Source organism: Vibrio sp. 10N.261.52.A1 (genome assembly GCF_002876325.1).
GTDB classification, from domain to species: domain Bacteria; phylum Pseudomonadota; class Gammaproteobacteria; order Enterobacterales; family Vibrionaceae; genus Vibrio; species Vibrio chagasii.
Genome location: NZ_MCYD01000114.1, coordinates 26,212 through 43,789 on the forward strand (window position 1 = coordinate 26,212; position 17,578 = coordinate 43,789).

The 17,578-nt window shown below is 45.3% G+C and carries 18 protein-coding genes; 4 read left to right on the plus strand and 14 right to left on the minus strand.

Annotation, left to right across the window (positions count from 1 at the left end; genetic code table 11):
- Positions 1-15: 15 nt before the first annotated feature.
- On the plus strand, positions 16-621 hold the full coding sequence (locus tag BCT81_RS01560; RefSeq protein WP_061033385.1) for a BON domain-containing protein: 606 nt from the start codon (positions 16-18) through the stop codon (positions 619-621).
- Between the two features lie 98 nt (positions 622-719).
- On the opposite strand, the gene sspB is transcribed toward BCT81_RS01560, so the two are convergent.
- From sspB to zapE, 8 genes are all read right to left on the minus strand, one after another.
- Positions 720-1,214: a ClpXP protease specificity-enhancing factor gene (gene sspB, locus BCT81_RS01565; RefSeq protein WP_170222453.1), complete on the minus strand. Its 495-nt coding sequence runs from the start codon at positions 1,212-1,214 to the stop codon at positions 720-722.
- A gap of 5 nt (positions 1,215-1,219) precedes the next feature.
- Positions 1,220-1,855 (minus strand): stringent starvation protein SspA, encoded by a 636-nt coding sequence (sspA, locus tag BCT81_RS01570; protein ID WP_004740754.1) that lies wholly within the window; start codon positions 1,853-1,855, stop codon positions 1,220-1,222.
- A gap of 97 nt (positions 1,856-1,952) precedes the next feature.
- Positions 1,953-2,690 carry a cytochrome c1 gene (locus BCT81_RS01575; RefSeq protein WP_061033387.1) on the minus strand — a complete coding sequence of 246 codons (738 nt, stop codon included), beginning with the start codon at positions 2,688-2,690 and terminating at the stop codon, positions 1,953-1,955.
- Complete coding sequence (locus tag BCT81_RS01580) at positions 2,687-3,952, minus strand: cytochrome bc complex cytochrome b subunit (protein WP_008223666.1); 1,266 nt, start codon at positions 3,950-3,952, stop codon at positions 2,687-2,689. Before BCT81_RS01580 ends, BCT81_RS01575 begins: the two co-directional genes overlap by 4 nt.
- Complete coding sequence (gene petA / locus BCT81_RS01585) at positions 3,952-4,542, minus strand: ubiquinol-cytochrome c reductase iron-sulfur subunit (protein ID WP_004740757.1); 591 nt, start codon at positions 4,540-4,542, stop codon at positions 3,952-3,954. The genes BCT81_RS01580 and petA overlap by 1 nt, the downstream gene beginning before the upstream one ends.
- Before the next feature lie 331 nt (positions 4,543-4,873).
- A complete protein-coding gene (gene rpsI / locus BCT81_RS01590; protein ID WP_004740758.1) occupies positions 4,874-5,266 on the minus strand; it encodes a 30S ribosomal protein S9 in 393 nt (130 codons plus the stop codon).
- 15 nt (positions 5,267-5,281) lie between these two features.
- Positions 5,282-5,710 carry a 50S ribosomal protein L13 gene (rplM, locus tag BCT81_RS01595; RefSeq protein WP_004740759.1) on the minus strand — a complete coding sequence of 143 codons (429 nt, stop codon included), beginning with the start codon at positions 5,708-5,710 and terminating at the stop codon, positions 5,282-5,284.
- Between the two features lie 247 nt (positions 5,711-5,957).
- The gene (zapE, locus tag BCT81_RS01600; RefSeq protein ID WP_061033388.1) at positions 5,958-7,061 is read right to left on the minus strand and encodes a cell division protein ZapE; all 1,104 of its coding nucleotides are present in this window, start codon (positions 7,059-7,061) and stop codon (positions 5,958-5,960) included.
- 219 nt (positions 7,062-7,280) lie between these two features.
- Between zapE and zapG the strand changes: the two genes are divergently transcribed.
- The 3 genes from zapG (at position 7,281) to degS (ending at position 10,444) form a co-directional block, all read left to right on the plus strand.
- Positions 7,281-7,736 (plus strand): Z-ring associated protein ZapG, encoded by a 456-nt coding sequence (gene zapG / locus BCT81_RS01605; protein ID WP_061033389.1) that lies wholly within the window; start codon positions 7,281-7,283, stop codon positions 7,734-7,736.
- Between the two features lie 127 nt (positions 7,737-7,863).
- On the plus strand, positions 7,864-9,219 hold the full coding sequence (locus BCT81_RS01610) for a DegQ family serine endoprotease (RefSeq protein ID WP_102423066.1): 1,356 nt from the start codon (positions 7,864-7,866) through the stop codon (positions 9,217-9,219).
- Positions 9,220-9,379: 160 nt separating this feature from the next.
- A complete protein-coding gene (gene degS, locus BCT81_RS01615; RefSeq protein WP_102423067.1) occupies positions 9,380-10,444 on the plus strand; it encodes an outer membrane-stress sensor serine endopeptidase DegS in 1,065 nt (354 codons plus the stop codon).
- A gap of 104 nt (positions 10,445-10,548) precedes the next feature.
- Here degS and parC read toward each other — a convergent pair whose 3' ends face one another.
- The 6 genes from parC to nudF all read right to left on the minus strand — a co-directional run bounded on the left by parC (position 10,549) and on the right by nudF (position 17,511).
- A complete protein-coding gene (parC, locus tag BCT81_RS01620; protein ID WP_102423068.1) occupies positions 10,549-12,807 on the minus strand; it encodes a DNA topoisomerase IV subunit A in 2,259 nt (752 codons plus the stop codon).
- A 3-nt stretch (positions 12,808-12,810) separates the two neighbouring features.
- Positions 12,811-14,691: a DNA topoisomerase IV subunit B gene (parE, locus tag BCT81_RS01625; RefSeq protein WP_102423069.1), complete on the minus strand. Its 1,881-nt coding sequence runs from the start codon at positions 14,689-14,691 to the stop codon at positions 12,811-12,813.
- A gap of 240 nt (positions 14,692-14,931) precedes the next feature.
- Positions 14,932-15,537 (minus strand): esterase YqiA, encoded by a 606-nt coding sequence (gene yqiA / locus BCT81_RS01630; protein WP_102423071.1) that lies wholly within the window; start codon positions 15,535-15,537, stop codon positions 14,932-14,934.
- A gap of 15 nt (positions 15,538-15,552) precedes the next feature.
- Complete coding sequence (gene cpdA / locus BCT81_RS01635) at positions 15,553-16,377, minus strand: 3',5'-cyclic-AMP phosphodiesterase (RefSeq protein ID WP_102423070.1); 825 nt, start codon at positions 16,375-16,377, stop codon at positions 15,553-15,555.
- A gap of 59 nt (positions 16,378-16,436) precedes the next feature.
- Positions 16,437-16,877 carry a DUF1249 family protein gene (locus BCT81_RS01640; protein WP_004740768.1) on the minus strand — a complete coding sequence of 147 codons (441 nt, stop codon included), beginning with the start codon at positions 16,875-16,877 and terminating at the stop codon, positions 16,437-16,439.
- A gap of 4 nt (positions 16,878-16,881) precedes the next feature.
- Positions 16,882-17,511, minus strand: coding sequence for an ADP-ribose diphosphatase (nudF, locus tag BCT81_RS01645; RefSeq protein ID WP_061033395.1), 630 nt, complete (start codon positions 17,509-17,511; stop codon positions 16,882-16,884).
- Positions 17,512-17,578: the final 67 nt, after the last annotated feature.

A 17,578-nucleotide genomic window follows, 5' to 3' on the forward strand; every position in this document is an offset into this window, starting at 1 on the left:
ATACGGAGCATCACAATGAAATCATTTACCTCTAAGACGCTATTGAAGCTGATTAGTGTTTCGCTACTTACACTATCTTTGTCTGGTTGTGCTGGCATTTTCATTGCTGGTGCAGCAACCACTGCAAACATTGTCACTGACACGCGAACCACTAAAGAGATTTGGAACGACAACAATATCGAATTTGAAGTCGCAGCCATCACTAACAAACAGCCATACCGTGGTAGCGTTCGTGTCACGGCAAGCTCTTACCGCGGCTCGGTGGTATTAATGGGCCAAGCAACAACAGATGCTGAACGCCGCTCTTTTGAGAGCCAAGCGAAAGATGTACCTGGCGTCGACACGATTCACAATCAGATTCGCGTGAAAGAGCCTCTCTCTGTTAGCGCTATCAGCAAAGACAGCTGGATTACCACGAAAGTGAAATCGGCTCTGCTGGCTAACTCTGAGCTGAACGGCATTAAGGTGAAAGTCATCACTGAAGATTCAGAAGTATTCTTACTGGGCTTAGTATCTCGTGAACACGCAGATATCGCGACGGAAGTTGCACGCAACATTTCCGGTGTGAAGCAGGTAATCCGAGCATTTGAATATGGTGAAGAAGAGACTGCCGTTAACTAGCGATTAAGCTAAAACTGCAAAGAAATCAGCAGGTAACAGAAAAGAAAAAAGCAGCGATGAGTCGCTGCTTTTTATTGAGTCGTTACTTATAACTAACGTTATTTGATAACACGAAGGCTTGGACGACCTTTCGCCGGGCGAGGTGGCTCAGGATCTGAGTCTGGCTCTTCAGCTTCTGGTTCCGCCGTTGCAACACTCAAAGATGGGCCTTTTTCTGGCTCTTCGAAAGGACTTTCTTCGATCCCTTCTTCGAACGATTCCATGTAAGCCTCTTCAGGTTCAAACATGGTACCTGCACCATTCTCACGAGCGTAAATCGCTTGTACAGCATAAAGTGGAACGATCACAGAGTGAGGACGACCACTAAAACGAGCGCTAAACGTCACAGCTTCGTTACCCAGCTCAAGTTGTCCAACTGCACGAGGTGCGATGTTCAGAATGATCTGACCGTCTTGAACAAACTCTTCTGGAACTCGCACGCCTGGTAGTGTTGCTTCAACTACAAGGTGTGGAGTCAATTCGTTATCAACCAGCCAATCATAGAATGCACGAAGCATGTATGGTCGGCGTGGTGTCATATTTGAGATATCCATAACGCTTAGCGAACTAGTCGCATCTCGCGCTCAGCTTCCGTTAAAGAAGCTAGGAATGAATCACGTTCAAATACGCGGTTCATGTAAACTTTAAGTTCTTTAGAACCCGGGCCAATTAGCTCGATACCAAGCTCAGGTAAACGCCATAGTAGCGGAGCAAGGTAGCAATCGATTAGGCTGAATTCTTCGCTCATGAAGTACTCGTACTCTGCGAAGATAGGAGCTAGAGTCAGTAGATCGTTACGTAGTTTAGTACGTGCCGCTTCAGATTCTTCAGCGTTGCCTTTAACGATCTTCTCTGCAACTGAGTACCAGTTGCGCTCAATACGGTACATCATTAGACGGCTATTACCACGAGCAACCGGGTATACAGGCATCAATGGTGGATGAGGAAAACGCTCATCTAGGTATTCCATGATGATCTTAGAGTCGTAAAGAGCAAGCTCACGATCAACAAGAGTTGGTACTGATTTGTACGGGTTCAGTTCAACAAGCTCTGCTGGAAGATTTTTTTCATCAACCAACTCAACTTCAACACTTACGCCTTTTTCAGCAAGAACGATGCGCACCTGATGGCTATACATATCAGAAGCACTTGAGAAAAGAGTCATTACAGAACGTTTATTGGCAGCTACAGCCATGGAGCCCTCCAGTACACTTTAAATAAAAACAATGGAGGCCTAAAGCCTCCATTGAACATTAACATAATTTGGGAATTAGCACGGTATTATAGCACAATTAGTGCACATCACGCCAATACTCTTTCTTCAGCAGAATCACAATGATAGTGAAGATTACTAAGAAAGCCATTACCCACCAACCTAGAGCATGACGCTCAAGTTGAACAGGGTCGCCCGAGTAAACTAGGAAGTTAACTAGGTCGCGAACCGCTTCATCGTATTCACCAGCACTTAGTTCACCAGAGCCATCAGTCTCAGTACCAACAACCACTGTTACTTCTTCGCCATCTACAATGTGAGTATCGTAGATTGGTGTAGGGATACCTTGCAGCTCTTCAAGAACGTGTGGCATACCAACACTTGGGAAAACAATGTTGTTCACGCCAAATGGACGAGACGGGTCTTCGTAGAAAGTGCGAAGGTACGTGTATAGCCAGTCAGCACCACGAACACGAGCAACCAAAGTTAGGTCCGGTGGCGGAGCACCAAACCAGCTTGCCGCTTGCTCAGAAGGCATCGCATTAACCATTAGGTCACCAATTTTCGCTTCAGGGTCGAAAATCAGGTTTTCCTTCATTAGATCAACTGGGATCTCTAAGTCATTCGCAACACGCTCATAGCGTTGGTATTGCGTTGAGTGACAAGCAAAACAGTAGTTCATGAACATCTTAGCGCCATTTTGCAATGAAGCTTTGTCCGTTAAGTCATTGTTCGCTTTGTCTAATGGTACGTTTGCACCCGCTGCCATCGCCAGTGACGGCAACATAGCAAATAAAATTACAATCCACTTTTTCATTTGAATGTCACCCTTTCTGGTAATGGTTTCGTCGCTTCATTTTTACTGTAGAACCACAGCAGAACGAAGAACATGAAGTAACCTAAGCTAAAGATTTGAGCTAGTAACGTGTATGTTGGTGTTGCTGGAAGCGCACCAAGTACACCAAGCGCAATAAAGCTTATTGTGAATTGGATGATGTTAATCAAATGCAGTTTGCTACGGTAACGGTAAGAACGCACTTTACAACGGTCGAACCATGGCAGTAGGAATAGCACAACAATCGATGCCCCCATTGCTACAACACCTAGCAGCTTATCAGGAACCGCACGTAGGATTGCGTAGAACGGCGTGAAGTACCATACAGGAGCAATGTGCTCAGGTGTCTTCAGCGGGTTCGCAGCTTCAAAGTTTGGCGGCTCAAGGAAGAAACCACCCATCTCTGGGTTAAAGAACAGCACATAACAGAAGAAGAATAGGAAACCAGCAACACCAACCATATCTTTCACTGTCCCGTATGGGTGGAAAGGAATAGAGTCAATGATGTCGTATTTCTTAGTGTAATCTTTATGGAATGGGAACTGAGTTTTGTAGTCGTCGCCCATTGTGCCTTTAGGAAGCTTAGTCTCGATACCGTCTGGGTTGTTCGAACCCACTTCGTGCAGCGCTAGTACGTGAAGCACGATAAGCAGCAGAAGTACGATTGGTAGCGCGATAACGTGCAGTGCGAAGAAACGGTTCAACGTTGCACCAGAGATGATGTAATCACCACGGATCCAAAGCGTTAGGTCATCACCGATAACAGGAATCGCACCAAACAGAGAAATGATTACCTGAGCACCCCAGTAAGACATTTGACCCCATGGTAGTAGGTAACCCATGAAAGCCTCAGCCATAAGCACTAAGAAGATCAACATACCGAAGATCCAAAGTAGCTCACGAGGTTTTTGGTAAGAACCGTAGATTAGACCACGGAACATGTGCAGGTAGATGACAACGAAGAATGCCGAAGCACCTGTCGAGTGCATGTAACGTAGTAGCCAACCGTATTCTACATCACGCATGATGTATTCAACAGAAGCAAACGCACCCTCACCAGACGGTACGTAGTTCATTGTTAGCCAAATACCCGTAAGGATTTGGTTAACCAATACCAACATTGCCAAAGAACCGAAAAGGTACCAAAAGTTAAAGTTCTTAGGCATTGGGTATTCAGATAAGTGCTTTTTGTAAGCATTCATCGCGGGTATACGTTTTTCAACCCAGTCTAGTAGTCCTTGCATTATGCATCTCCCTCGTCAATACCGATCAGGATCTTGGTGTCGCTTAAATACATATGCTTTGGCACAACAAGGTTCAATGGTGCAGGTACGCCTTGGAATACTCGACCAGCCATATCAAATTTCGAACCATGACACGGACAGAAGAAACCAGACTTAACACCTTGTACTTGTTCTGCGAAAGAATCAGGTAGGTAAGTCGGAGAACAACCTAAGTGCGTACAGAAACCAACAGCAACGAAGAATTCCGGCTTAATTGAACGGAATTCGTTCTGTGCGTATTCTGGCTGTTGTTCAGCTTCAGATTGAGGATCACGAAGTTGACCACCGATAGATTTTAGGTTTTCTAGTACCGACTCAGCACGACGTACAACCCATACAGGTTTACCTTGCCACTCGACACGAACCATTTGTCCCGGTTCTAACTTGCTGACTTCCACTTCCACCGGTGCACCCGCAGCTTTCGCCTTGGCACTCGGATTCCATGATTTAATAAAAGGCACGGCTACAGCAGCAGCTCCCAAACCACCAACAACGGCTGTTGTTGCGGTTAAGAAACGCCTGCGACCGTTATTTAAAGGCGCGTTGCTCATCCAAACATTCTCCCATTTGCTCCTTGTGGATTGAAATTATTCCGATTAAAGAGCATGGCTAACAAAATATGTATTTAGTTCTATTTATTGACGGCAAATGATAAATAAAACCCTACTTTTTGACAAGATAAAGCTACCTTTTTGTAACAATCATGAGGCAAAGCGCACATTGAGTTACAAAAGCTTTCAAAATACAAGAATTTGGAAATAAAACGAGAGGGGAAAAGCATTTAGCAGGGGGGAGAAAAACAAAAAGCCCGGCATATAGCCGAGCTTTGAACCACAATTCCAGTAATAAAACTGGGAGCGTGTACTTTTTCGTAAAGAAAAATTAACGCTTAGAGAATTGAGGTTTACGACGTGCTTTACGTAGACCAACTTTCTTACGTTCAACGCAACGAGCGTCACGAGTAACGTAGCCAGCTGCACGTAGAGCAGGACGTAGAGTTTCATCGTACTCCATAAGAGCGCGAGTGATACCGTGGCGGATTGCGCCAGCTTGACCAGAAATACCACCACCAGAAACAGTGATGTAAAGGTCAAGTTTCTCAGTTAGTTCAACTAGCTCAAGAGGTTGCTTAACAACCATACGAGAAGTTGGACGACCGAAGTAAACATCAAGGCTACGCTTGTTGATTACGATCTCACCAGAACCTGGTTTGATGAAAACACGAGCTGCTGAGCTTTTGCGACGACCAGTGCCGTAGTATTGATTCTCTGCCATTTTCATAATCCCCAATTAGATGTCTAGTACTTGTGGTTGTTGAGCAACATGGTTGTGCTCAGCACCAGCGTATACTTTTAGCTTACGGTACATAGCGCGGCCTAGAGGACCACGTGGAAGCATACCTTTAACAGCTAGTTCTAGAACCATTTCTGGTTTCTTGTCGATCAGCTTTTCGAAAGTGATAGACTTAAGACCACCTGGGAACTCAGAGTGACGGTAGTAAACCTTACCCTTAGCTTTGTTACCAGTTACAGCAACTTTCTCAGCGTTAACAACGATGATGTAATCACCAGTGTCTACGTGAGGAGTGTATTCTGCTTTGTGCTTACCACGAAGGCGAGAAGCGATTTCACTTGCTAGACGACCAAGAGTTTTACCTTCAGCGTCTACAACATACCAGTCGCGTTTTACAGTTTCTGGTTTAGCAACGAAAGTTTTCATGCTAATAATTACCTATTTAAAAAATTTACACTTAAGGAATACTCGCGTATTCCCACTGTCTAAGAGTCACCATTCATCACCCCTTCGAGTGTTGGAAAACTCTTGGCATAACGTGATTTAACTCATCGTTAGAGGCCCGCAGTAACGGTAGGTCGCAGGATTATAGAGAAGAGCGAAGAAAAAATCACCTCTTTTTGAACAAAATCACGATTTTTTTATTTCTACTTCTCAATCGAGATAATCCTAGCTAACTCAAGTGCTCTTTTGCTAAATATTCATGGCTCTGCATTTCAATTAAACGCGACTGACAACGTTTAAATTCGAACTCTAGCTGGCCATGGGTATATAAATTTTCAAGCTCTACTTCCGCAGAAATAATCAGCTTTACATTGCGCTCATAGAACTCGTCCACGAGTGCGATAAAACGTCTTGCTGCGTCATCGGAAGTCGCGCCCATTTGTAGTACATCAGCCAAGAGAACCGTGTGGTAAACGCGCGACAGTTCAATATAATCATTCTGGCTTCGAGCCGACTGACAAAGCTGAGCAAAAGTACCATGCAACACACCATCGCTTGCTTCAATAACGTCTAACTGACGATGATTCACTTCAATTTGCTTGAGTCTCTCTTTATCTTCCCCAACCAGCTGGTTGTAGTACTTTTCAAGATTGATGTTCGCTTGGCTATCGAGTGGATAGTGGTATATCTCAGCCTGCTCTAGGGTACGTAGACGATAATCAATGCCGCTATCAACATTGAGAATATGGCAGTTGTCTTGAATCAGCTTAATCGCGGGTAAGAAACGCGCACGCTGCAGACCATTACGATACAGGTCAGCCGGCGGAATGTTCGAGGTTGCAACCAAGATAACCTTTCGTGCGAACAACTCTTGGAATAAGGTACCTAAGATCATCGCATCGGTGATATCAGAAACGAAAAACTCATCGAAACAGATAATATCGGCCTCTTGCTTCAATTTATCAGCAACCAAAGGCAGAGGATCACTCACATTGCCCAACGCCTTCAATTCATCATGTACTCGATACATAAAGCGGTGAAAGTGAACTCGCATTTTTTTAGTGGTCGGTAAGGCATCGTAGAACGTATCCATAAGGTAAGTTTTACCGCGCCCTACGCCACCCCAAAAGTAGAGACCTTTCGGTGGTGTCGGTAGCTCTGGCTTCTTACCGAGCAATTTCTGGAATCGAGTCAATTGAGGAATGGGAGTATTTACGTAATCTTGGAACTGATGAAAGAGTTCATCTAAAGATTTTACGGCTTGCTCTTGCGCTGGATCTCTTTGAAATCCATGCTCTTTTATATCTTGTTCGTATTTTTGGACGGGATTCATGACGACATTTCCACAATGAAAGCGATATCAGACAGCGAATAAAATTAAGTTCAAACAGTAAGAGACGTGACATTAAGCGGTGAATAATGCAGCATTAAACTGCTAAGTAGCGCACATGCATTTCTCTTTATACTGCGGCTTTCTCATAGTACCATGGAGCCGTAGCACGTGTAACTAAGCAGTAACAAACATGTTAAAAAACAATAATAAGGAGCTGTTATGCCTTGGATGTATGCCATTGCCGGTTTACTAGTCGGAGTTATTTTAGGGGTCGCTATTTCTCGTCTCATGACACCTGAATACAAGAAGCAAAAGAACGTACAGAAAGAATTGGATAGCGCAAAGTTTGCCCTTGAGCAGCAGCGACAAGAGCTGGCTGATCACTTTGCGAAATCAGCAGAGATGTTGGACACCTTAGGTAAGGACTACACAAAACTGTACCAACACATGGAAAAAACCAGCTCAGAGCTAATCCCTAATTTGCCAGAGCAAGACAACCCGTTTGTGAAGACAGCGGCTGCCCATTCAGAAAAGCCACAAGAAAAATCGGCAACCAAAGAAGCAGCACTGGAAGAGCAACCTAAAGATTACGCCAATGGTGCAACCGGTTTGTTTACTGAACACAAGAAAGAAATCATTGATGCTCCAGATGTAGTCACAGCAAAAGCATCATAAACATTTAACACTTAGGTGAACTTTACAAAGGTTTTTGAGTCATAACTTTCACTCAGGTCATTTGAAACTTCTCATACGTATCACACGTAATGAGAGGGGTAAGACCTTAACTAGAGAGGAGTTTATGATGAAAAAACCTTTGCTTGCTTTATCAGTACTGACCTTAAGCTTAAGTTCAATCATCACCCCGATTCAAGCAACCGCCGCACTACCATTAAGTGTAGGTAATGAACAATTACCAAGCCTTGCACCTATGCTTGAACAAGTGACCCCCGCTGTGGTTAGTATTGCCGTTGAAGGCAAACAGGTACAACGTCAGCAAATCCCTGAACAATTCCAATTCTTTTTTGGCCCGGAACAAACTCGTGAGCGTCCATTTCGCGGGTTAGGCTCTGGCGTGATCATTGACGCCAAGAAAGGCCATATCGTCACCAACTACCATGTAATTGATGGTGCTGACGATATCAAAGTAAGACTTCATGACGGTCGAGAATACGATGCTGAGCTTATCGGCGGTGACCAGATGTCTGATATTGCCCTCTTAAAATTAGAAAAAGCCAAGAACCTGACTCAGATAAAACTCGCAGACTCCGATAAGTTGAGAGTCGGTGATTTCACTGTGGCGATTGGTAACCCATTTGGACTTGGCCAAACCGTGACATCAGGTATCGTTTCTGCACTTGGCCGAAGCGGCCTCAACCTCGAAAACTTCGAAAACTTCATTCAAACCGATGCCGCAATCAACAGCGGTAACTCAGGTGGTGCGCTAGTGAACCTAAATGGCGAGCTGATTGGTATCAACACAGCCATTCTTGGCCCTAACGGAGGTAATGTCGGTATCGGCTTTGCAATTCCATCCAACATGATGAAAAACCTAACAGAACAGATTATCGATTTCGGTGAAGTTAAACGCGGCATGCTTGGCGTTCAAGGTGGTGAGATCACCTCAGAGCTTGCAGAGGCATTAGGTTACGAGTCCAGTAAAGGCGCCTTCGTTAGCCAAGTTGTGCCAGACAGTGCCGCTGATGACGCTGGATTAAAAGCGGGTGACATTATCGTCTCTATTAATGGTAAGCGCATCGATACCTTCAGCGAGTTAAGAGCAAAAGTCGCAACGCTCGGTGCAGGCAAAGAGATCGAGTTAGGTGTCGTTCGCGATGGTAAGAATAAAACCTTCGATGTAACGCTGGGTGAGTCAACCAATAGCAAAACCAAAGCCGAGAAGCTTCACGAAGGGCTAACTGGCGCCGAGCTTACCAACACCACTAGCAATGACCCTGCAACAGGCGTGAAAGTATCCAGCGTTGCTCAAGGTTCACCAGCGGAAGCTTATCAACTTCTGAAAGATGACATCATCATTGGAGTAAACCGTCAGCCGGTTAAGAACCTCGCTGAATTTAGAGCGATTGTTGAAAAACAACCAGGCGTATTAGCACTCAATATCCAGCGAGGCGATAGAACCATCTACCTCGTAATTCGATAGCTACTTCGCTGACACAAACACAGGGAGACTTTGTAAGTTTACTTTAAACTTACTCAGTCTCCCTTTTATTTAGATGAATCAAAATGCTATGCTTCACAAGTAATTCAAACTAGTCACCCATGCGTGGAGGCTCAACACCTTACCTGTCGAAGAGGGAAACATGCTGTCCTTTCTATTTCGTTCTATTTCCCTTGGACTCGTTTCAGCGGCGCTGATTCTTCTAGCCTTTCCTAGCCTAAGGCCAGCCATTGTTGCAGATGTGACTAGCCCTAAAGTCGATAATATTGGCTCTCTTCAGATTTCATTTAATCAAGCGGTACGCCGCGCTGCGCCTGCTGTAGTGAATATTTACAGCCGTAAATACGCAGAAAGTGATCGTAACAAACTACTGACTCAAGGTTTGGGTTCGGGGGTTATTGTCAGCGAAAAAGGCTATATCATTACCAACTTCCACGTAGTTGCTCAAGCTGACCAAATTGTTGTCGCACTTCAAGATGGTCGAGTAGCAGCAGCGCAACTTGTTGGTTCAGACAAGCGCACCGATATCGCGATACTGAGAGTCAGCGGTGATAACCTACCGGTGATCCCACTCAACCCTAATTACAAAGCCAACGTCGGTGATGTAGTACTGGCTATCGGTAACCCATATAACCTAGGTCAAACCACCACCTTTGGTATCATCTCCGCGACTGGCCGCTCTTCGATCAGCGCTGACGGTCATCAAGCCTTTATTCAGACTGATGCGGCGATCAATGAAGGCAACTCTGGTGGAGCTCTGGTTAACTCTCAGGGTGAGTTAGTCGGCATCAATACCGCCTCTTTCCAACAAGCGACCGACATGGAAACCTACGGTATTTCATTTGCTATCCCCTACCCACTTGCCAATAAAATCATGGAAAAGATCATCGCTGATGGTCGTGTGATCCGTGGTTATATCGGCATCGACGGGCAAGACATCAACTCAGTCACTTCTCGCATGTTGGGTACTAAGAATATCGGTGGGATTGTTGTGTTGGGTATCGATCCAAATGGTCCGGCTGCGGATGCAGGTTTTGAAGCTCAAGATATTATTGTCAGCATCAACAATAATCAGGTAAATGGTCGCCAGAGCGTGATGGATATCGTTACCGATCTACGTCCAGGTACAGTGATCGATGTCGGCATCTTGCGCCAAGGTGAAAACAAGACTCTCAAAGTGACGATTGCTGAAGATACTCGCCTGTAGAGCAAACGCTAAAAGTAAGCGATTCAAAACAACTGACAGACAAATACAAAAAACCCAGCTCACAGGCTGGGTTTTCTTTTATCCGAAGATAGCATCAAATGTCTTTACGATTCACTTGGCTCTTCGATATCAATGCGAGTCACACGCTGTAGGCCTCTTGGCAGTAGACCGCCACGACGACCACGTTCACCACGGAAGTTTTCAAGGTCAGCCGGTTTTAAGCCAAGCTTACGTTTACCCGCGTAGATGGTCAGCGTTGCATTCTCAGGAATAGCCATCAGGTGCGATACAAACTCTTCACGCTCTTTAGCCTTCGCAGAAGGAATGTTGATGATTTTGTTGCCCTTACCTTTGCTCAATTGAGGTAGGTCTTTTATTGGGAACAACAACATGCGGCCTTGGTTGGTAATCGCTAGAATCTGGTTACTTTCCAAATCAGCAATAGGACTAGGCGCCATCACTTCTGAAGATTGTGGCAGGTTAACCAGAGCTTTACCGCTCTTGTTCTTAGACAGCAGATCGCTACCCTTACAAACAAAGCCGTAACCAGCATCAGAGCCAACTAACCATAGCTGTTCATCTTCTCCCATCACCACTTGGCGAATAGAGGTGCCTGCGCTTATGTTCAAGCGACCGGTAATCGGCTCACCTTGACTTCGCGCAGATGGTAATGAATGAGACTCAAGGGAGTAACTTCGGCCATCACTACCAAGGAACACCGCTTGTTGATTACTCTTACCCTTAGCGCTCGCTAGGAATTTATCACCCGATTTGTAGTTCAAGCCTTCAGCGTCAACCTCATGCCCTTTCGCATGACGAATCCAACCTTTCTCAGACAGCACAACAGTAATTGGTTCGCTAGGTACCAAATCACGCTCAGTCATCGCTTTTGCTTCAGCACGTTCAACTAATGGAGAACGACGGTCATCACCGTATTTATCGGCGTCAGCTTGAATTTCCTTCTTGATAAGTGTGTTTAGACGACGCTCAGAGCCCAGTAGCTTCTCTAGCTTCTCACGCTCTTTCTCTAGTTCATCTTGCTCGCCGCGGATTTTCATCTCTTCCAGCTTAGCAAGGTGACGAAGTTTAGTATCAAGGATAGCGTCAGCTTGAATTTCCGTAATACCAAAGCGCTCCATTAGAACCGCTTTAGGGTCATCCTCAGTTCGGATGATCTCAATTACTTCATCAAGGTTGAGGTAAGCAACCAGCAAACCTTCCAAGATGTGTAGGCGAGCTAGTACTTTATCTAAACGGTGTTGCAGACGACGGCGAACCGTTGTGCGACGGAACTCAATCCACTCTTTCAGAATTTGAACTAGGCCTTTAACTTGAGGGCGATTGTCTAAGCCAATCATGTTCAAGTTAACACGGAAGTTCTTCTCAAGATCTGTCGAAGCAAACAGGTGACTCATCAGTTGATCACAATCGATACGATTCGAACGAGGCACCACTACGATACGAGTTGGGTTCTCGTGATCGGATTCATCGCGCAAGTCATCAACCATTGGCAGCTTCTTAGCGCGCATCTGGTTAGCGATTTGCTCAAGTAGCTTAGCGCCCGATACTTGGTGAGGCAGAGCTGTGATAACAATATCAGAGCCTTCTTTGTGCCAAACCGCACGCATCTTGATGCTGCCACGACCCGTTTTGTAGATCTTTTCGATATCCGACTTCGGAGAAATAATCTCAGCTTCTGTTGGATAATCAGGGCCTTGGACGCTTTCCATGATGTCTGATAGCTCAGCTTTCGGGCTATCGATTAGCTTAATCGTCGCATCAGCAATCTCACGCACGTTATGTGGTGGGATATCTGTCGCCATACCTACCGCGATACCAGTAATACCGTTGAGTAGAATATGAGGCAGACGCGCGGGCAACATTTGTGGCTCTTTCATCGTGCCATCAAAGTTTGGTTGCCACTCAACCGTGCCTTGGCCTAATTCACCAAGCAGTACCTCAGCAAACTTAGACAGTTTCGCTTCGGTATAACGCATCGCTGCGAATGATTTCGGGTCATCGGGAGCACCCCAGTTACCTTGACCATCTACCAATGGGTAGCGGTAAGAGAACGGCTGTGCCATCAGTACCATGGCTTCGTAACATGCAGAATCACCGTGTGGGTGATACTTACCTAGTACGTCACCAACGGTACGTGCTGATTTTTTATATTTCGAAGCGGCAGATAGACCAAGCTCAGACATCGCATAAATAATACGACGCTGTACAGGCTTAAGACCGTCACCAATATAAGGCAATGCACGATCCATGATTACGTACATTGAGTAGTTTAAGTAGGCGTCTTCGGTGAACTTGCGCATTGGCAATTGTTCAACGCCATCAAATGTAATTTCGTTAGACATCCATTATACCTCGGCCATATCACCGTTAGTCTGTAGCCATGTACGGCGATCATCAGCGCGTTTTTTACCTAGCAGCATGTCCATCATCTCTAGTGTCGCTTCGTTGTCGTCAATGGTTAATTGAACAAGGCGACGAGTATTTGGATCCATGGTGGTTTCACGTAGCTGAAGTGGGTTCATCTCACCCAGACCTTTGAATCGTTGTACGTTGATTTTGGATTTCTTCTTAGACAAGCGCTCAAGTACGCCATCTTTTTCATCGTCATCCAGTGCGTAGAACACCTCTTTACCACAGTCGATACGATACAGTGGCGGCATGGCTACATAGATATGACCCGCTTCAACAAGAGCGCTGAAGTGACGAGTGAATAGCGCGCATAGTAGTGTCGCGATATGAAGTCCATCCGAGTCCGCATCGGCAAGGATACAGATCTTACCGTAACGCAGGCCTGATAAGTCGTCGTTGTCTGGGTCAATACCCAAAGCTACTGAGATATCGTGTACCTCTTGAGACGCCAACACTTGGTCAGCCGACACTTCCCACGTGTTTAGGATCTTACCGCGTAGTGGCATTACCGCTTGGAACTCACGATCGCGAGCTTGCTTAGCAGAACCACCCGCCGAGTCCCCTTCCACGAAGAAGATTTCAGTGCGATTCAAATCTTGTACCGAACAGTCCGTTAGCTTACCCGGCAGTGCAGGGCCAGACGCGACTTTCTTACGTACTACTTTCTTACTCGCACGCATACGACGGTGCGCGTTGGCAATACAAGCTTCCGCTAACTGCTCTGCCAGTTGTGGCTTTTCATTCAACCATAGGCTGAAGGCATCTTTTACAACGCCAGAAACAAATGCAGCAGTTTGACGAGAAGATAAACGCTCTTTTGTTTGGCCTGCAAACTGAGGATCTTGCATCTTCACCGATAGCACGTATGAACAGCGGTCAAAAATGTCATCACCCGTTAGCTTAACGCCACGTGGTAATAGATTGCGGAATTCACAGAACTCACGCATTGCATCCAATAGACCTTGGCGCAGACCGTTTACGTGCGTACCGCCTTGTTTAGTTGGTACCAAGTTCACGTAACTCTCGGTGATCATGTCGCCGCCTTCTGGCTGCCAGATGATCGCCCAGTTCGCCATTTCCGTTTCAGCAACAAATTCGCCAACATAAGGTTCTTCAGGCAGTAAGGTATAACCTTTTACGCCTTCAGCAAGATAGTCTTTTAGGCCATCTTCATAGAACCATTTGTGTTCTTCGTTGTTCACTTTGTCGCTGAAGGTAATTTCTAACCCCGGGCAAAGTACCGCTTTCGCGCGTAAATTGTTGATCAGGCGAAGCGTTGAAAACTTAGAGCTATCGAAGTATTTAGGATCAGGCCAGAAATGCACTGATGTACCACTGTTGCGATGACCACAAGTGCCAGTAACCGTAAGTTCAGTAACCGCTTTACCGTTTTCTAGTGCGATCTCGTGAACTTGACCTTCACGGCGAACCGTAACTTCAACACGTTTAGATAGCGCGTTTACTACCGAGATACCTACACCGTGCAAACCACCAGAAAACTTGTAGTTGTTGTTCGAGAACTTACCACCTGAGTGGAGCTTGGTTAAAATCAGCTCAACACCTGATATGCCTTTTTCAGGGTGGATATCGACAGGCATACCACGACCATCATCGGTAACTTCTAATGATTGGTCAGCATGAAGCACAACTTTGATTTTCTTAGCGTGTCCAGCTAGTGCTTCATCGACCGAGTTATCAATGACTTCTTGGGCAAGGTGGTTCGGTCTTTCTGTCTCGGTATACATACCTGGGCGGTGTCGCACAGGATCGAGACCTTCAAGTACCTCGAGGTCTTTTGCATTATATTGTTCAGTCATAATACGGAGTTTACTCAAAAAGTTTGCGTCAGTTCGCTGGCTCCAGTTTCACTAAAGCAGAATCATTACTATGAACCGTCATAGCAGAGCGAACGAGCGAAGTATTGGGGAATATAGTCTGGAAGCTGACTAATGATGTCAAGCTAGTTCAAAAACTAAGACATCAAACTATGATATTTCACCATTGATAGATGAAATAACAGGCAAAAAGAGAGACAACGACTCAGTGAAGAAAACAGGTTATAGGTTTAGAAAGGTGATGATTTGCTGTGGGTAGCGTTCAAAATCAACAAAGCTATGATCCCCACCCTCTTCTACTGTTTGGGTTGCACCTTGATACTTCTCTACCGCTTGTCGGTAATCCAGAACTTCATCTTCCGTTTGTTGAAGTAACCAGAAGTCACTTGGCTTTGTGATAGCCGGAACATCTAATGCCTTCAACTCATCGATATGCTTAGTCTCTAAGACATATCGTTCATTTGTGTATGGGTTCACTTGCTCACCTAAGTAGTCGACAAGTAACTCATATGGTTTCACTGCTGGGTTTACAACAACCGCTTTAAAGCCATAGTGACTGTTGAGCCAAGTTGAAAGATAGCCTCCTAACGAGCTGCCAACCAACGCGATCTCGTACTGATCTTTATATTGTTCCACCAGCTGCTGCAGATAAAGTGCGGCTTGATGCGGGAAGCTAGGCAGTTGAGGGGTTAGTACCTTAATATCCGCACGATGCTCCGCGCAATACTCAGTCATCACCGTCGCTTTGTGAGAGCGAGATGAACTGTTAAAGCCATGAATATAGAGAAGCAGTGATGGTTTCGCAGTTTGCTCGATAGATTCAGACATCATTAGCAATCTTCATTAATAGCCAGCGGCTTCAAAATCAGGTAAGAACTGCCCGTTAGGCAAGCGACGAACTTGAGTACTCACCGTACCGTCTTGGTGCAATTCAATCTCTCTCCAACCAGGAGATAAGGTATCTACAGCGAAGTCATCTGAATTTGGCTTGAACTGAACGCAAGTCGACGGAGTTGCCATGACTTGTACACCATGATGTTCTCGATTCATGTCTTGATGGACATGACCACACAATACCGCTTTGACATTAGAATGCTGTTGAACCACATCCCAGAACTGATCTGCATCTTTCAAATTGTGTTGATCGAGCCATGCACTGCCGACTAGCAAAGGGTGATGGTGCAACAAAACCAAGGTATTGCGCTCAGGGAATTCCGCCAGCTTTTGCTCAAGCAAATCAAGTTGTTGATCGCTCAGGCGTCCGTGAGGTACGCCAACCACTTGAGAGTCCAACATGATCATTTGCCAACGCTCGCCCAGCAATACATGTTCGACACATTGAATCTGTGGTGATGGTAAAACACTGCCCATATTAGGCTTAAAATCATGGTTTCCAGGTAGCCAGTAACACGGTTTTTCTAAGGGTTGAATCCCTGATTCAAATTTCTGGTATGACTCTGCGCTGTGATCTTGAGAAATATCACCAGTCGCTAAGATCGCTTGATAGTCAAAGCCCTGACTAACAATGCCATCGACTACAGCACGAAAGCTATCTTGAGTGTTGATGCTTAGTAAGCTGCCATTGCTCGGCGCAAATAAATGCGTATCCGTTAGCTGCACAAGCTTAATACTGCTCTCATCAAATTTTGAAGTATGTGATAATTCCAAAATAACAAATCCAGATACGTTACTGTTTAGACGTTAAAAGTGTTCTTAAATAAGCTCAATTAAAAGGCAATAGGGCTACGGCTGATACCAGTTTTTAAACAAAACGTTAACCATTCCCCAAGAAATTTATTCAATTGAAATTTCTCATCCTTTTGCAGAAGTTTAGTGTTGGGATAGTCGTATTTCGCTTTAACTCGCGAAAAATCCCCACTAGCGCACACTTCTGCAACTCGAGCATCGTGATATAGCCTGACAGACATTTTTGGCAAAGGAAACACTGGCATCGCGTCACTCTGACATATATCTATTAATGTGGTGTATTTTGTGACCTCATTCACTGTCAATTGATACACCATATTAACGGCTTGGTAACAGCGGACATCACCAACCTCATGCCCAACCGGTAACAAAGCGTTGAGTTTGGCATAATTCGTCTCATAGACTCGCATCAATTCAGCAAGATCAACATGATACGGTTTTTTGACCGCTATATTTGGCATAACGTTAAGCCACCCACTCTGACTGTAATTCTTGGTAGTTCAATTGTAGCCATTGCAGCGCAATGATTGTGGCTCCATTTTCAAACACACCGTCTTTCACTAACTGATAAGCGGCTTCACGGCTCATCACTTGTACACGAATATCCTCACCTTCGTAATCCAATCCGTGCACCCCTTTGGCCGTGGTGGCATCCACACAGCCAACAAAAACATCTAGCTTTTCTGAGCAACCACCTGATGAAGGGTAATATGAAGTAATGGGCAACACAGTTCCGACTTCGACTCCGGCTTCTTCCATCGCTTCACGACGAGCCACATCTTGAGGCGACTCATCGGTATCAATGATCCCAGCAACAATTTCGTATTGCCAAGGGTTCTCATGCTCTAAAGCACCAACGCGGATCTGTTCAACGATCACCACTTCATCGCGCACAGGATCATAAGGTAGCAAAGCGGCAGCATGACCACGCTCAAACATTTCACGTTCTATCGGTTGGCTCCAGCCTCCCTCAAACAGCTTATGCTTAAATGTGTACTTAACCATTTTGAAAAAACCACGAAACAGCGTCTCTTTTGAGACTATTTCCACATCTTGCGGAGTAAACTCATGTCGTTGATTGTCAGACTGTTGCATTTGGTACCTCACTAAGTGATCTTTATAGTTTACTCATTGTCCGAGTTAACTACCAAGGATAAGGTTC

Bases quoted from the DNA above. Each gene is read 5' to 3' on its own strand.
- BCT81_RS01560 (WP_061033385.1), top strand. From the start codon at position 16: ATGAAATCATTTACCTCTAAGACGCTATTGAAGCTGATTAGTGTTTCG.
- sspB (WP_170222453.1), bottom strand. From the start codon at position 1,214: ATGGATATCTCAAATATGACACCACGCCGACCATACATGCTTCGTGCA.
- sspA (WP_004740754.1), bottom strand. From the start codon at position 1,855: ATGGCTGTAGCTGCCAATAAACGTTCTGTAATGACTCTTTTCTCAAGT.
- BCT81_RS01575 (WP_061033387.1), bottom strand. From the start codon at position 2,690: ATGAAAAAGTGGATTGTAATTTTATTTGCTATGTTGCCGTCACTGGCG.
- BCT81_RS01580 (WP_008223666.1), bottom strand. From the start codon at position 3,952: ATGCAAGGACTACTAGACTGGGTTGAAAAACGTATACCCGCGATGAAT.
- petA (WP_004740757.1), bottom strand. From the start codon at position 4,542: ATGAGCAACGCGCCTTTAAATAACGGTCGCAGGCGTTTCTTAACCGCA.
- rpsI (WP_004740758.1), bottom strand. From the start codon at position 5,266: ATGGCAGAGAATCAATACTACGGCACTGGTCGTCGCAAAAGCTCAGCA.
- rplM (WP_004740759.1), bottom strand. From the start codon at position 5,710: ATGAAAACTTTCGTTGCTAAACCAGAAACTGTAAAACGCGACTGGTAT.
- zapE (WP_061033388.1), bottom strand. From the start codon at position 7,061: ATGAATCCCGTCCAAAAATACGAACAAGATATAAAAGAGCATGGATTT.
- zapG (WP_061033389.1), top strand. From the start codon at position 7,281: ATGCCTTGGATGTATGCCATTGCCGGTTTACTAGTCGGAGTTATTTTA.
- BCT81_RS01610 (WP_102423066.1), top strand. From the start codon at position 7,864: ATGAAAAAACCTTTGCTTGCTTTATCAGTACTGACCTTAAGCTTAAGT.
- degS (WP_102423067.1), top strand. From the start codon at position 9,380: ATGCTGTCCTTTCTATTTCGTTCTATTTCCCTTGGACTCGTTTCAGCG.
- parC (WP_102423068.1), bottom strand. From the start codon at position 12,807: ATGTCTAACGAAATTACATTTGATGGCGTTGAACAATTGCCAATGCGC.
- parE (WP_102423069.1), bottom strand. From the start codon at position 14,691: ATGACTGAACAATATAATGCAAAAGACCTCGAGGTACTTGAAGGTCTC.
- yqiA (WP_102423071.1), bottom strand. From the start codon at position 15,537: ATGTCTGAATCTATCGAGCAAACTGCGAAACCATCACTGCTTCTCTAT.
- BCT81_RS01640 (WP_004740768.1), bottom strand. From the start codon at position 16,877: ATGCCAAATATAGCGGTCAAAAAACCGTATCATGTTGATCTTGCTGAA.
- nudF (WP_061033395.1), bottom strand. From the start codon at position 17,511: ATGCAACAGTCTGACAATCAACGACATGAGTTTACTCCGCAAGATGTG.